Consider the following 15,095-nt stretch of genomic DNA (forward strand, 5'->3'; position numbering starts at 1 on the left):
GTAATCTAAGCTGCACGACGAACTCACCACCACCTTTCATGTGAATTGGGCTGTTTGGCAATCATAGCGCTACCCTTTCAATGAACCAATCATGACGCCCTTCACAAAATGCTTCTGCACAAACGGATATATGATCAGCACGGGAGCACTCGCAACAACGATAAGCGAATACTTGAGCAAGTCCTTCAGCCCCTGCTGAGCCAACATTTGATCGACTTTGGACACCATGGTCGGATCGATCGTGTTCAGAATCAGAATGTTGCGCAGCACAATTTGCAGAGGGAATAAATTCGGCGATTTCAAGAATATCAAGGCATCGAAGTAAGCGTTCCAATGGCCTACAGCATACATCAGCGTCAGCACAGCCAGAATCGGTTTGGAGAGCGGAAGCACGATACTGGTAATGAACCGGATATCGCTGCACCCATCAAGTTCGGCAGCTTCGGCAATTTCATCGGGAATCGTTGTCTGGAAAAAGGTGCGGGCGACAATAACCTGAAACACCGCCATCGCTCCCGGCAAAATCATCGCCCAGCGAGAATCGAGCAAATGCAGGTTTTTCACGACCAGATAGAACGGGATAAGCCCTCCGTCAAACATCATCGTGATGACCAGAAGTACCATAATCAAATTGCGGCCGTAGAACGTTTTTCTCGCCAGCGGATAAGCAAGCATGACAGTCAACGCAACGTTGACGGCCGTACCGGCGATTGCATAAATGAGCGAATTCATGTAACCGGATACGATTTGCGGATTGCGGAACACCGCTTTATAGCCCTCCAGCGTAAACTCGACTGGAAATAACCACACCTTACCGGATACAACCGCTTGCGGCGAACTAAACGATGAGCTGATGATAAAAATCAGCGGGAACAGGACGACGATCAGCACCACAGTTAATAGCATGTAGATGCCGAGCAGAAACAACCGGTCGCTCTTCGATTCCCGAATCGTTGTCGTTTTTAACATAATTAATCCTCCTTACTTCACGGACTGACGCTCGGATTTGTGCGCAACTTCGAGTTCTAGCAGCTCCGTCTGTTACCATAAGCTCGAATTGGACAGCTTCTTGGCTATATAATTGACACCTACGAGAAGAATTAGATTGATGACTGAATTAAAGAAGCCAATTGCTGCTGAGAAGCTGAAGCTGGAGCTTAGCAGACCCACCTTGTACACATAGGTCGAAATGACTTCCGACGTGCTGACATTGAGTGGATTTTGCATCAAATATATCTTTTCGAAGCCAAGCTTCATAATGTTACCTAAATTCAAAATAAGCAGGATCACAGAAACCGGGATAAGACTTGGGATATCGATATTAATGATCTTCTGCGGTCTAGACGCGCCATCCACTTTAGCCGATTCATACAGTTCAGGGTTAACGCCTGATAGAGCCGCTATATAAATGATCGCACCGTAACCCGTATACTGCCAAACATCTGACCAGACATAGATCGATTTGAACAAGCTGGGAATGCCCATGAAGTTCGTGTTTTCCACGCCGAGCATGTGCAGGAACTTGCTGATGATTCCGACATTCGGCGACAAAGTTACGATAAGAATGGACACCATGATAACCGTTGAAATAAAGTAAGGCGCATAAGTGACCATCTGTACACTCTTTTTGAAAAATCCATTACGTATTTCATTCAAAGCAAGCGCCAGTATGATCGGGGCTGGAAAACCAACAAGCAAGCCGTACATACTGATGCCGAGCGTGTTCTTCATATACAACCAAAAATTCGGCGACTCGAAAAATTGTTCAAAATATTTCATACCGACCCAGGGGCTTCCCCAAATGCCTTTGATGACGTTATAGTCTTTGAAAGCAATGACGACACCGGCCATCGGAATGTACTTAAAAATAACCAAGTAAAGCAGCGGCAGCAATACGACCAAATATAATTGCCAGTGACGCTTCATCTTTTTTCTAACCATGTTAAAAGATGACTTGCTGCCGGTCATTGCCGTTTTATGCTGCTTGCGAATCTTTGGAGGTAATGACGTCCTTATTTCCTTTTGTATGATTGACATAAGCTCCTTCTCCTTTCGTCTGTACTGATTGCGCTTTCATACCCTAATACTAGAGTGCAATAGTAGGCTGCTGCAAGAAACAAGAATCGTGGCCCTAACCTTTTTCGCATCGCCTGAAAATGCGCGCAGCTCCGGTTAATAGCCGGAGCTGCTGCTTGATAATCATTATGAAACTGATTGGTGAGCAAGCTCTGCAAACTCTTTTCTACTGCTTAACCAATTTCACCCAGTCTGCCTACGTGCCGCTTCCTCACGGAATTCGCTAGGGGAGCAGCCGACCACTTTCTTAAATGCGCGGCTAAATGAGATTGCACTCGTATAACCGACCTGCTCGGCTACCTCCTGCATGGAAACTTGCGATTCCGCAAGGAGACTCTGTGCAGCCTGCATGCGGATATCAATCAGGAAGTCGACGAACTTCTGCCCGGTCTCTTCCTTAAACAGCTTACTTACATATTTGGCATTGATATTGAACTTTGAACTGAGATATTCTAGCGACATATTCGGATTGGCGTATTGTTCTTCGATGAATTTCCGCATATCGCGAATCGTAGCCGCATGCAGGCGCTGTTCCTGCGCTTCCTGCAAAACGGTGCCCAGACTATTCAGCACGGCCAAAGTCTCTTCCCGCATTTGATCGAGAGAATGGCAATTATCAATCGTTTCACTAAGCTTCGGCAAACCGTCCCGTGCCCATATTTCTTGAAACTCTTTCGTCATTCCCGCCATTTCACGGCCCAAATAGTAAATTAAATAATTCATCAGATTTGTAATCTCGTCCTTCGTCAGCAGCCCCTGTTTCATTTCGCCAAACAGCTCGTCGTACTTCGTCCTCCATTCTTCTTCGAGCAGTCTGAATGACTGGACAATAGTACGAATCGCATTCAGATGCGAGAACACTTCGGCTTGGCCGTGATTTGCGATGTGCTTGCTCGTAATGAGCCGGTTTTCTCCGAGCACAATTTTGTGTTTCAGTGCTGTAAGCGCCTCTTTGTACGAATTTGCAACATCGGAAAGCTGTACAACCTGCTCGCCGCCAATACCGATCGTTACCGTAAACTTCAGGTTATCCTGCGTCCACACACGAACGCTTTCAAAAAGCTCGAGAATCGCGGAATACTCGTTTGCCTCCTCCTCGCTGTCGACGAACACCATGACGCTAAGCTGAGACGCGGAAGTCCACTCTGCCCACAGCTCGAGTCCATGCTTGGGGGCAAGCTCCTGAATGACGCTGCGAAGCGCGAATTTCAGCAGATTCTGGTCTATGCGCGAGTATTGGCGGCAAAAGTCGTTGTATTTATCCATTTCGATCACAAGCACAACTTGTCCGGTGGAAGGGCGCGGAAGCTGCAGACTGCTCGTTTCTTCTATCCATTCGTCGATCGTTAAGCCCGTACCGCCTTCAATGAGTTGATGGAACAAGTACCGCGTTCTAAGATGCATGTCCTCTTTGTGCTTTTGCTGATACTGATTAGATTGCTCAATAATATTAACGAGTGCAGACTCGATGAACGAGAACTCATCCCCGCCCTCCTTGGACACACTGCCTGATAGCGGAAGACGGTAACCGCGAATACGCGCCACAATCTGCTCAAGCGGTTTCGAATTGCGTCTGGTCACATAAACGAGCCATATGAATCCAAACACAATCATGGCGATCCCGATAATAAACCACACGTTATACAGCGAGGAGACGATATGAAACACCTTGCCGTTGACAAGTCCGCTTTGATAGGACCATCCCGTATAGCTCGATACGTAATTGGAGAAGACCCTTGCTTGTTCCTTAGCGCTCGAATCTTTAAACAAATCGTTGCCTGAAGCGTCCTGGACCCCGATAAAGCTTGCTTTCGAATCGTAGAGGTCGGCAATATTTTTTTGCAAAGAATCGGTCGCCACGTTGACAACGATCATCCCTTTCTCGCTCGTTATGAACGGCGCCCCCCGGACAAGACTGACAACCGGTTTGCTGCCTTTCACCTCAAACTGCTCAAAGTCTCGAACACCCGACCAGTGTTTGGACATCTGCGGAATCATGGCCCGTTTAATGAACGGTTCATCCTTATAATTGCTGAGCTGATCGCTTGTCGCATTGCTGAGAACGAAATTGTCTTCAAAACGCACCAAATAGATCGAATCGATAATCGGATAGGAAGAGATCATTTCCTGCATTTTTTTTACCGCACTTATGTTAATGTAAACGTTATCTTTCGCTTCATTATTAAAGAAATCAATCAATTGTTTATTGTTAATCGATTCGGTCATCACCATATTGTCGATCGCTTTCAGGGAGGTGTCGATCAGACGCATCGCCTGTAGTGACAACATTTTATTGGCGTTCAGCGCCTCCTTTCGGCTTTGCTCGCTTAGCAGCTGAAAAAATACGAAAAACGTAAACGTGACCACGATAAAAAAGATGGGTACATACGAAAGCAGCAGCCGATGAAATAACGTTTTTCCCATGTTCAGCCTCCAGTTTAGAAATACCTGCTATTGTTCATTTCTTTATTCAGAGGTTATTCCCTTCTCCTAACGTGAATCGACTCCCTTTTTACGAATAATTTCCATATCCATGTTCATAATAAGTGGAAGATATGACTGAGAGGTGTTGATTCCAATTCCAGAAAATATACACACGGTTTTGAAAGATACCTTTAAATCGAATGATTTTGTGCAAACAGTGCATACTATCCACGCTAAACGGATTCATTTTACATATTGCAAAGCCATTGTAGACCAGGAACTTATTCAGAATGAATTATTGCACCGGATTCAAATCTCAGAAGCAGAAATTAATCATCTTCTTGTGTTAAAAAATGTGATTCCGCTGGAGAATATCAAGTTATCATCAAATGTGGACGAAATTTCACAGAGTTTGACGAAAGGCTTCATTTATATTCAGCTGGAACCTGATTTAAATGAAGGGCTATTAGTCCATGTTGCTGATCTAAGACGCGGGTATCGGCTTAACAATGAAGCGGATAACGAATACAGTGTCATTGGTCCGAAAGTCGGCTTCGTCGAAGATATCGATACCAACCTAAATTTACTTCGAAAAGAGCTTATTTCTGAGAATTTACGTTTTGAGGAGTACATAGTAGGTTCACTTTCCCAATCAAGAGTAACGATTGTTTATTTGGACGGTGTTTGTAACCCCCAGCATGTAAATACAGTAAGACAAAGAATTGAAGATGCAGGTGTTGATGTGTTATTTGATAGTTCTATTCTTGACCAAATCATAACGGATAACGCAAAATCACCATTCCCTTTATTTATGTCTTCAGAACGCGTAGACAGGGCAAAATATAGTATATTGAGCGGCCAAGTGGCCATATTTAGCAGCGGGTCTCCTTATTTCATAGCCGGACCTACCACCGTGTTTGATTTTTTCGTCTCACCCGAAGATTATTATCTGCCATGGGTTTTGGCTTCTTTCTTTCGATGCATAAGGTATTTAGGGGTTGCCTTCTCTATTCTTGCAACTCCCTTCTATGTTGCCGTGTTAACTTTTCATTATTCCGTCATACCGCAATCTCTTCTAGGCCCGATTATCGAATCTAGAGCGAACGTCCCCTTTGCGCCGTTTCTTGAAGTATTGCAATTAGAATTAACCGTGGAACTACTACGTGAAGCTGGCGTCAGATTGCCAACCAAAGTCGGACAAACATTAGGGATTGTAGGCGGTATCGTACTGGGGCAAGCAGCCGTGCAAGCCTCTCTCACGAGTAATATATTAATTATCATTGTTTCTCTTTCTGCACTTTCCTCATTTACTACACCCATCTTTAAAATGGCTAATACTATACGTTTTCTAAGGTTTCCATTGATAGGCTTAGCGGCAGCATGGGGTAGTTTAGGCATAATAATTGGGCTCACGCTTCTATTAGGCCATTTATTGAGATTGAAATCGTTGGGTACTCCCTACATAGTTCCTTTGTTCCCATTTCGTTTCCATGAATTCAAAGATAGTTTTATTCGCTCCTCGCTCAGTCTTACTTTTAATCGACCTCGTTACTTTCGCCCGCTCTCGTTGAAAAGATATAAGGTAAGCAAATCGAAGGATATTCCTGACGATTACAATAACGAATAAATTTCTAAGTAAGGGAACTAGAGTCAATGAAAAGATATTTCCCCCTCCTTTTCTTTTGCTTTATTTTATCGGGATGCGCAAAAGAACAAATAATAGATCGGGTTAAGCTCATACAAAGTATGGGATATGACTTGCAAGGAAATACATTTAAGATGAGTGCCACCTATTCTGCATATGAAAAGAAAGCGAAATTGTTTTTGCTTGATGGAAAAGGTAAAACGTTAACTGAGGTACTTCCAATTTTCACTTCGCAATCGGATCGCCAGATTGCAATCGGTCAATTGCAGACATTAGTCATTAGTGAAAAAATAGCAAGAAGAGGAATTTCAGAGCTTGCCAACACCGTTGTTCGAGACCCCCTTATTAGTAATCGCTCTACACTTGTTTTATCAACTGATCAGGCTAGAGATATCTTAGCTGAAACTTTAAAATATCCACCCATCTATTTATCAAATCTGATCAAACAAAATATGGAGAACGGGAATACACCTTCCACAAATGGCCATATATTTCTTGACCAATACTTTGGAGAAGGCCAAGATGTTTTTTTGCCCATTTTGGTAAAAGACCCTAAAGGTGTTTTGCAAATGGATGGTGTAGGTGTTTTTCATGGTGATAAATTAAAGCTTTTGCTGACAAATCATAAAGGTTTATTCATTAAACTCCTTACAGACGATAAAGTCAACATCAAGAAAAGCACATATATCTTCAATAATGATCAAAACGAGCAAATTTCATTTAAAATTATTTACGCGAAACGAAAAATGATCGTACAAAATGAAAAAGCCTTAATCTCACTTAAGCTCGATATTGACCTCGGAAAATATCCAGTAACCTTAAAAGTTTTTGAAAACAACAACGATATGCTTGATTTAAAGAAACAAATCGAAAATAACTTAACAGCCGAAATTAAAGCCACGCTGGAAAATTTCCAAAAGAATCTTGTCGATCCCATTGGGATAGGCAATCTTCATAGATCTCGCCAACGGAATTGGAATGAGCAAAAATTTACTGCTCAAATTTACCCAAACATACAATTTGATGTGCAGACAGATGTTAGAATATTATCATTGGGAGTTGGACATTAGTGCAGAACGTGGTAAAGGAAAACTACTTGATCTCCGGTTTCTTTGTATTTTTCCTCATTCATGCTTCTATGGTCGGAGTTGGTGGCTTTAGTCTTCAACATTTAATTTTTGAATTTGCAGGCAACGATGCTTGGATCTCCGTTCTTTTAATGGGATTAAGCCTTCATGTCATCATTTGGATGATATTTAAGATGCTTGGCCATCCAACCAAAGATGTCATCGACTTACATCGCCTACTTTTTGGTAAATCCATTGGGAATGCCGTTTCTTTAGTGATGGTCGGATACTATTTTATACTGGCTCTAACGCTTTTTCGCAGCTTCATCGAAATCATACAAGTTTGGATGTTTCCAACCCTTAGAACCTGGATTCTGGCATTCCTATTCATCTGTATCATCTATTACATCGTTTCTGGAGGATTTCGAGTATTAGCCGGCTACTGTTTTTTCGGGGTTATTTTCTCGATGCTGATACCATTGTTACTGTACTTCAATATCCAATATGGACATGTTATTCATATATTGCCTATACTTAATCATTCTATAAAAGATCTGCTCACGTCTCCTAAATACTCAGGCGTCATGTTTATGGGATTCGAAAGTTTACTCGTTTATTTTCCATTTATAAAAGCCCCCGAGAAAAATGTAAAATGGGCTCATCTCGGTTTATTTTTAAGCACAATCAAGTACTCCTTACTAATGTTTGTAACCCTCATATATTTTAGTCAGGGGTTATTAAGGCATACCTACTGGCCAACCTTGGTCATGATAAAAGTGATTGAGTTTTCACTTATTGCAAGGGTTGAATTTATTTTTATATCTATTTTGCTTATGATTATTATCCCCATGCTTTGTCTCTCGATTTGGAGCTGTACAAGAATTATAAAAAGAGTTACGAATCTTAAACCTTCATTGTCACTATTCTTTATCCTTATAGCATTCTTCCTGGCCACTCTTCCATTCAACGATCGCGTTGAGATCCACTGGTTAGGAAAAAATGTTGTTGAGATTGGATTTTATTTTATTTATGGGTATATCCCGCTACTCTTTATCCTTCATCTAATTCGAAGCAAAATCTCACAGCAAAAATCAAAGACTGTACAACCTGAATAACAAGAAAACCAGCCAAACATGAATGCATGTTGGACTGGTTTATTACGCTATCGTTTTATCACTCATGCCCTCTGTGGTTTTCTTAATGTCAATCGGAGGTAACCGAATGAGCAACCGATGGATAACACTACAACAACTGCCAATCCCCAATAGATGTTGCTAAAAGCACTTGCTAGCGGAAGGTTCTTCTGCCAAACAAGGGCACTAGCTGTCATAGCAATTCCAAAAGCGCCGCTAAAAAATTGGAGAAGCTGAAACAGACCGAGACCAGATCCAATCTGTGAAGGCAGTAGGATTCTAGACATTTCATTGGATACACTGCTATTTATGATAGTGAAACTTACACTCATTAACATGTAAATCAACATGATCGAAATAAAAGAAGTTCCTTCGAACAAGGCGAACAAAATAACAGAAACGAGAAGAAACAACGGAAGAATCCTGATAATAGAGTTGTTCCCGCGCGTATCAATGAAACGTCCGACCCGCCTGGAAACGAACATAGCCAATATCGAACCTGGGAAAATCACAAGTCCCGCTTGAATAGCGCTTAGGCCATACTGTTTAACTAGGATTTGTGGCATTAGGAATAGTGTTGCAAAGCTGCAGAGATACGCTGCGATTCCGACTGCTCCTAGTATGAGAAAAGACCGATTTAGGAATAGTGATGGGAGTACGAAAGGCTCCTTAACCGATCGAATGCGAACGATAAATAAAGCTAATGCTATAAGCCCAACCATCAGCGTGATCCATGAGTGGTTGGTTAAGAAAAGAAGAAGTCCTGTCGTTCCAATGCCAATAAATAGTGCGCCTAGGGCGTCAAAAGACCCTTTACGCGGCTCCTCCTTAGGTATGAGAACAACAAAAAAAGGCACTAACAGCAATGTAATGGCAGTCACGACGAACAAAATATGCCAGCCCAGATATTCAACAATGGCTCCACCGACGACCGGACCTAAACCAAGACCGAGCGATACGGAAGACATGATCAGAGCCATTGCCTTACCCCGTCGCTCAATCGGAACATACCGGGAAATCAAGTTTAGGGACAAGGCAGGGATTGAACCTGCGCCAGATGCTTGCAGAATTCGGACGATTAGCAGCATGATAAAATTGTGAGTGAACAATCCGGCGATTGCCGCAAGGCTGAGAAACAATATGCCTATAATAAAGAGCCTTCGGATTGGAATGAAATCGGATATTCGGCTATACGTAATGGATGCCATTGCGAAAACAATGGAATATCCCGTCACAATCCATGAAGTAGATGAAGCAGACAGATGAAAGTCTTTTGAAACAGTAGGTAAAGCCAAATTAAACATCATCGTGTTCATGATGACGAGTACGATCGTTATACCGAGTAGAAGGGTAACCACACCTTCTTTCATAACACCCTGATCTTTTGCAGGGCCAGAAATGTTCTCTATCTTAAACGTCACTGTTTACCCTCCTCAAGCTTTATTCTTATATATGCCCCAAATATGATAATTAACTATACGTTATTTAAGAATGATCAGTCAACTATAATATTTGGTTTTGAGGATAAAATATTGGCTTTTAGACGCCCTATTGATCGATTTCAAAAGAATATTAGCCATTATTTTTGACTAATTATTCTTAAATAATTATACTATCCTTAAGGAGGTTATCTTATGCCCAGACCGAAAGAATTTGATCAGGAACTCGCATTAGATAAAGCCATGGAGCTATTCTGGCGGCAAGGCTACGAAAGAACTTCTATTCAAGACCTCGTGGAACAGACAGGTGTCCACCGCGGGAGCCTGTACGATACGTTCGGAGACAAAAATCAATTTTTCTTGACCTGCCTGGATCGGTTCCGTCAAGTTTCCAACCATAGAATCTTTTCCATCTTAGAGGAACCCGGTTCTCCCAAAGAGGTGCTTTCCCATTTCTTTGATAGGGTGATCGACAGTGCTTTGGGTAACGGAACCCAGCGAAGGGGATGTTTTATAGCAAATACGGCCATGGAGCGGGCAGCAACCGAACCCGGCATCGCAAGTAGGGTTGAAGCTTATAACCTCGATATGGAATCCCGATTTTATCATTTTCTGCTGAAAGCGCAAAAAGACGGAAAAATGAAGCTCCACCATACACTACGCGAGCTTTCACGGTTTTTGGTTAATACGCGCAACGGCCTTTATGTCATGGGCAAAACTGCTTCCGATCGGCAATCTCTGCAGGATGCAGTGAATGTAGCCTTATCTATTTTGTAATTCGAGAACCGCCAGCTATAAGTTTCTCATAGCTCAAATTATTCGAAAGTCGCCTATTGCGACTTTCTTTTTGGTTAGGACCAACATATTAAATAATCACTCCTCTCAGCCGAAACTCCCCCTTAAGTATTGGAGCTTCCCCGACTTTAGTACAGCTTCCATAACCGTCGGCGGTCCGTTTTCGTAGAAGTTCGAAGACGCTACAATAAAGACATAAGAACGAAGCAGACATCCAAAATGCTTACATTTGAGAGGAGATTTATACAATGAACAAATTATTCAGATCCACTACAGACAGTAAATTTACCGGCCTATGCGGAGGACTTGCAGAATGGCTAGGAGTTAATTCAACCATTATTCGTCTAATCGTTGTTTTGGCAGCTCTTTGCAGCTTTGGAACCGTCATGCTGCTTTACTTTATCGGCAGTATCCTTGTCCCGAAGATGCCTTATAGCCACATATAATGCTTGAAATGCAAAAAATCCAGCCTATAAAGGGTTGGATTTTCGCTTTTATTATGGTTATTAACACTCGGTGGATGAGCAATAGTCCGTAGGGCTGCGCCACGGGAACCCAACAAATTTATAGAATCGTTGTAATTGCTGCCAATTCAGCCGCAAGATCTGTCTCTTGTAGCATAGAAGTTACTTTCTTGATGTCGTAAGACAGGACTCTATCTTTCTCCAAAAATGGTACCTGTTCACGACATTTGGCATAAATCCACTTAGTCCCTTTGCCTAGATGCTCGGGATTGCGATAGTCGATAGCTTGAGAAGCACATAATAGTTCAATGGCGATAACGGAATACGCATTTTCCACAATTTGCTTCGCTTTTCGGGCTCCAATCGTCCCCATGCTTACGTGATCCTCTTGATTGCCTGAAGATGGAATGGAATCGACACTTGCTGGATGAGCTAAAGATTTATTTTCGGACACCACTGAAGCAGCGGCATATTGCGCAATCATAAACCCAGATTGAAGACCGCCATGTTTCGTCAAAAAGGGCGGCAAATCACCATTTAACTGCGGATTTACTAAGCGCTCGATCCTTCTTTCGGATATATTGGCCAATTCTGATATACAGATGGATAAAAAGTCCATGGCCAAGGCGATCGGCTGTCCATGAAAATTGCCGCCAGAGATCACCCTCTCTTGCTCCTCGAAGATGAGTGGATTATCCGTAACGGAATTAATCTCCACCTCGATTTTTTCCACGACATACGAAAGAGCATCACGACTCGCTCCATGCACCTGTGGGATGCAGCGAAGAGAGTAGGCATCCTGCACCCTTAATTCCCCTTGATTTGTCATCAATTGGCTTCCCATCGTCAGTCTTCTTATATTTTCAGCAACCTGCAGTTGGCCTTTGTGCGGTCTAATTTCATGCGTTTGCGCATCGAAAGCGTCTCTAATCCCCCTTAAGGCCTCGCAGCTTAATGCTCCTGTCGCATCCGCCCATTTCGCCAAATTCAAAGCGTCATAACACGCTATTGCCCCTACCGCGGTCATGACTTGGGTGCCATTAATTAACGCCAATCCTTCTTTAGCTTCTAAGGGGATCGTTTGTATGCCCGCCAATTTCATAGCCATTCCGCCATCCATACGCCGACCTTCATAGACAGCCTCTCCTTCTCCAAATATGACTAACGCCACATGAGACAAAGGAGCCAAATCGCCGCTGGCGCCAAGCGAGCCTTTCTCTGGAACGACCGGAACGACATCCTTGTTCAGCATATCGATCATGGTTTGGACAACCTCAAGCCGGATACCTGAGTAACCTAACGAAAGCGATTTGATTCGAAGCAGCATAATCGCCCTAACGACTTCATCTGGCAATGCAAGACCTATTCCGCAAGCATGACTGCGAATGAGATTTGCCTGGAGTTCTTTGGTATCTTCATTTGAAATATAAGTATCACTGAATTTACCGAATCCTGTAGTAAGTCCATAAACCGTTTTTTTCTCTCGGAGGAGCTTTTCCACATAACTTCTGCTGCGATTAATTTTTTCTATACTTGTATGATTCAAAGCCACCTTAGCCTTGTTTCGAGAAACTTCAATGATATCTTTTAATGTTAATGTTACTCCGCTGCCTACTAAGATTTCTGTCTTTAATGTTTGCATGATAATCTCTCCTCGTATGAAAAAATAAAAAGGAGCCAATACCAAATAAAGGTATCGGCTCCTAAATCACTAAATTTACTATAGCCTGGTTTATATTATTAAATTCACTTCCATTGTTCCATGTGCAAAGAATAGTCACTAGTCACTAAATATCTAATATCTAAATATGATTAAATCCGTAGCCAAAGGCTTCATGCTCAAAACCCTTTTTCGGAGCACCAATGGTTCCATAAATGGATACAGCGATCCACTCTCCGCCTTGCTCAGAAGATTCTCCTAACTTCCCGCGAACAATGGAAAATGTCAGCCCTACGGTCCGTAAAATATCACCGAACTGTACCATACCTCTGCCAACTCCCTGAAGAGCTTCAATGATAGCATGGTATAAAGCGTGGACTTCGTGATAAATATCTTTGTTAATAATATGATTGTTTTTAGCCGTCGTTTCTATGGCTGCGATAACTTTGTTTAAATCCATTGCTCCAACCTTACCTACAACGTAACGATAGCCTTTTTCTTTCAACTCATTTTCAACGGCATCATTCCATGAGTGATCCTTCAAAACTGCTAATAACATCGACAATTTACCAATCGGAAAAGATGTCTTTTCTGGACTCGTCATTGGATCTCCCCCTACAATTCTTATTTCATACTATTTAGATCAAACACATCACCGAGTTTATTGCCTTCAAAATTATTAAACGGGCAAGACTTTCATGCAGCCAGAAGGAGATAACGCTTACATCCCTAATCATAAATGCAAACCTGTACTTTATTTTCTGTTCCTTTTATTCCAATAAAAAAATAAAAAGATCGCGTTAAAAGTATGAAGATACTTATCGTATCCCAAATACTTTAGCCCCGATCTTCTAAATAACTAATTTCTAAACGATTGAACACTTAAATGAAATATAACATGGTAGGTGATGGTTGTCAATGAACGGAAAGTCTTCTTTTTTGTAATCCTCCTTTATATTAAGCAGCTCTTCGAGCTGGTTCTTTAACAGTTCTGCGTGCCGGCAGAAACCAGAGGAGCACAACAACGAGAGCCGCTGTTATAAATATGACTGAACCCATGATTGATACTGAAATGGCGTGTGCAAATTGTTGTTTTATTGGTGACGCCGATCGGTTTACTGTCTCAAAAACGGTAATAAGAATAGCCAAGCCCATCGAACAACCCGTTTGTTGTGCGACATTGATAAGACCTGACGCGGCACCCGAATCTCCTGAATCTACGCCAGATAAACCAAAAGACGTTAACGGTTGAAATATCATCCCTGCGCCCATCCCCATAATGATAAACGGAACGAAGATTTGCGGAAAGAACTGAGAATCTACTGAGATTTGGCTCAACCAACCCGTTCCTATCATTGCAATGATCAGGCCGGTAATGAGCACCTTTAAATTTCCAAACCGGGTTATCAACCAAGGCATGAGATACATCATCCCGAACTGCACAACCGTGAAAGGCAGAAACGCAAGCCCTGCTTCAAAAGAGCTAAATCCAAGTATATTTTGTAAAAATTGCGGGATAAAGAAAAACAATGAAAAATTGCCGCACAAAAACAGAAACCTTCCGAGATATGCCCCCGACCGCTGACGGCTTGAAAACAAACGGAGCGGTGTAATGGGTTGCTTCGCACGAGCTTCGATAAACACGAATGTCACTAACAATGCAGCACCCAACAGAAGTGAAATCAATGTCTCTCTATTCCCCCATCCATGAGCTGCCGCCTGTACAAAACCGAATACCAGTGCCGTTATTCCGATAACGGATGTCAACGCCCCCATTAGATCAAAGCGCCCCGTGTTTTTCTCCGTTTCCTTTAAATATCGCGGCACCATAACGAGCAAGGCAATACCAATGGGTACGTTGATAAACATCCCTACACGCCAAGTAATTAAATCCGTCAGTACGCCACCAAGGATGAGACCAATACTGCCGCCTGCTCCAGATACTGCACTGTAAATGGCGATCGCTTTTGTACGCTCTTTGGCTTCTACAAAAGTCACCGACAATAATGCGAGCGTAGATGGAGTTGCTATTGCTGCCGCAAGGCCCTGCAAGGCACGAGTAATAATCAGAAATTCCGCTGATTGTCCCAAACCAACCATGATAGAGGCAAGCGTAAATAACGCAATACCAACACTAAACATTCTCCTTCTCCCCAAGATATCCCCCGCCCGGGCACCTAGCAGCAAGAAACCCCCAAAAGCCAAAATATAGGCATTCTGCAGCCATGTCAAATTGGTTGTCGATATATGAAGTGTACGACCAATTTCTGGCAACGCCGTTACCATGATGGATGAATCGAGTACAACCATTAGTTGACATGCAATGATAATGGTTAAAATAATTTGTTTGGACTGATGCATGCTGTTCGCCTCTCCTTCTCAAATGCTTGAT

The 15,095-nt window shown here is 42.6% G+C and carries 12 protein-coding genes; 5 read left to right on the forward strand and 7 right to left on the reverse strand.

What is annotated here, in order from left to right:
• Positions 1–69 precede the first annotated feature (69 nt).
• The 3 genes from NYR53_RS23220 to NYR53_RS23230 form a co-directional block, all read right to left on the reverse strand.
• Positions 70–969 carry a carbohydrate ABC transporter permease gene (locus NYR53_RS23220; RefSeq protein WP_261301519.1) on the reverse strand — a complete coding sequence of 300 codons (900 nt, stop codon included), beginning with the start codon at positions 967–969 and terminating at the stop codon, positions 70–72.
• A 72-nt stretch (positions 970–1,041) separates the two neighbouring features.
• Positions 1,042–1,968, reverse strand: coding sequence for an ABC transporter permease (locus NYR53_RS23225; protein ID WP_261306494.1), 927 nt, complete (start codon positions 1,966–1,968; stop codon positions 1,042–1,044).
• A 291-nt stretch (positions 1,969–2,259) separates the two neighbouring features.
• A complete protein-coding gene (locus NYR53_RS23230) occupies positions 2,260–4,500 on the reverse strand; it encodes a helix-turn-helix domain-containing protein (RefSeq protein ID WP_261301520.1) in 2,241 nt (746 codons plus the stop codon).
• Positions 4,501–4,678: 178 nt separating this feature from the next.
• On the opposite strand from NYR53_RS23230, the gene NYR53_RS23235 reads away from it, so the two are divergent.
• The 3 genes from NYR53_RS23235 to NYR53_RS23245 are packed head-to-tail and all read left to right on the forward strand — an operon-like array spanning position 4,679 to position 8,327.
• Entirely contained in the window at positions 4,679–6,127 is a 1,449-nt protein-coding gene (locus NYR53_RS23235) for a spore germination protein (RefSeq protein WP_261301521.1), read from the forward strand.
• A 26-nt stretch (positions 6,128–6,153) separates the two neighbouring features.
• Entirely contained in the window at positions 6,154–7,215 is a 1,062-nt protein-coding gene (locus tag NYR53_RS23240; RefSeq protein ID WP_261301522.1) for a Ger(x)C family spore germination protein, read from the forward strand.
• On the forward strand, positions 7,215–8,327 hold the full coding sequence (locus NYR53_RS23245; protein WP_261301523.1) for a GerAB/ArcD/ProY family transporter: 1,113 nt from the start codon (positions 7,215–7,217) through the stop codon (positions 8,325–8,327). Before NYR53_RS23240 ends, NYR53_RS23245 begins: the two co-directional genes overlap by 1 nt.
• A 62-nt stretch (positions 8,328–8,389) precedes the next feature.
• On the opposite strand, the gene NYR53_RS23250 is transcribed toward NYR53_RS23245, so the two are convergent.
• Positions 8,390–9,766 carry an MFS transporter gene (locus NYR53_RS23250; RefSeq protein ID WP_261301524.1) on the reverse strand — a complete coding sequence of 459 codons (1,377 nt, stop codon included), beginning with the start codon at positions 9,764–9,766 and terminating at the stop codon, positions 8,390–8,392.
• 213 nt (positions 9,767–9,979) lie between these two features.
• Between NYR53_RS23250 and NYR53_RS23255 the strand changes: the two genes are divergently transcribed.
• Entirely contained in the window at positions 9,980–10,561 is a 582-nt protein-coding gene (locus NYR53_RS23255) for a TetR/AcrR family transcriptional regulator (protein WP_261301525.1), read from the forward strand.
• Between the two features lie 266 nt (positions 10,562–10,827).
• On the forward strand, positions 10,828–11,025 hold the full coding sequence (locus NYR53_RS23260) for a PspC domain-containing protein (RefSeq protein ID WP_261301526.1): 198 nt from the start codon (positions 10,828–10,830) through the stop codon (positions 11,023–11,025).
• 118 nt (positions 11,026–11,143) lie between these two features.
• Here the strand turns inward: NYR53_RS23260 and hutH are convergent, their stop codons facing one another.
• From hutH to NYR53_RS23275, 3 genes are all read right to left on the reverse strand, one after another.
• On the reverse strand, positions 11,144–12,664 hold the full coding sequence (gene hutH / locus NYR53_RS23265; protein ID WP_437180194.1) for a histidine ammonia-lyase: 1,521 nt from the start codon (positions 12,662–12,664) through the stop codon (positions 11,144–11,146).
• 181 nt (positions 12,665–12,845) lie between these two features.
• Complete coding sequence (hutP, locus tag NYR53_RS23270; RefSeq protein ID WP_261301528.1) at positions 12,846–13,307, reverse strand: histidine utilization transcription antiterminator HutP; 462 nt, start codon at positions 13,305–13,307, stop codon at positions 12,846–12,848.
• A 353-nt stretch (positions 13,308–13,660) separates the two neighbouring features.
• Positions 13,661–15,064: an MFS transporter gene (locus NYR53_RS23275; protein ID WP_261301529.1), complete on the reverse strand. Its 1,404-nt coding sequence runs from the start codon at positions 15,062–15,064 to the stop codon at positions 13,661–13,663.
• Positions 15,065–15,095 lie beyond the last annotated feature (31 nt).

The organism is Paenibacillus andongensis, assembly GCF_025369935.1.
Classification (GTDB): Bacteria; Bacillota; Bacilli; order Paenibacillales; family NBRC-103111; genus Paenibacillus_E; species Paenibacillus_E andongensis.

Coding starts and splice junctions, on each gene's coding strand:
- NYR53_RS23260 (WP_261301526.1), top strand. CDS start 10,828: ATGAACAAATTATTCAGATCCACTACAGACAGTAAATTTACCGGCCTA.
- NYR53_RS23220 (WP_261301519.1), bottom strand. CDS start 969: ATGTTAAAAACGACAACGATTCGGGAATCGAAGAGCGACCGGTTGTTT.
- NYR53_RS23240 (WP_261301522.1), top strand. CDS start 6,154: ATGAAAAGATATTTCCCCCTCCTTTTCTTTTGCTTTATTTTATCGGGA.
- NYR53_RS23275 (WP_261301529.1), bottom strand. CDS start 15,064: ATGCATCAGTCCAAACAAATTATTTTAACCATTATCATTGCATGTCAA.
- NYR53_RS23225 (WP_261306494.1), bottom strand. CDS start 1,968: ATGACCGGCAGCAAGTCATCTTTTAACATGGTTAGAAAAAAGATGAAG.
- hutP (WP_261301528.1), bottom strand. CDS start 13,307: ATGACGAGTCCAGAAAAGACATCTTTTCCGATTGGTAAATTGTCGATG.
- NYR53_RS23255 (WP_261301525.1), top strand. CDS start 9,980: ATGCCCAGACCGAAAGAATTTGATCAGGAACTCGCATTAGATAAAGCC.
- NYR53_RS23230 (WP_261301520.1), bottom strand. CDS start 4,500: ATGGGAAAAACGTTATTTCATCGGCTGCTGCTTTCGTATGTACCCATC.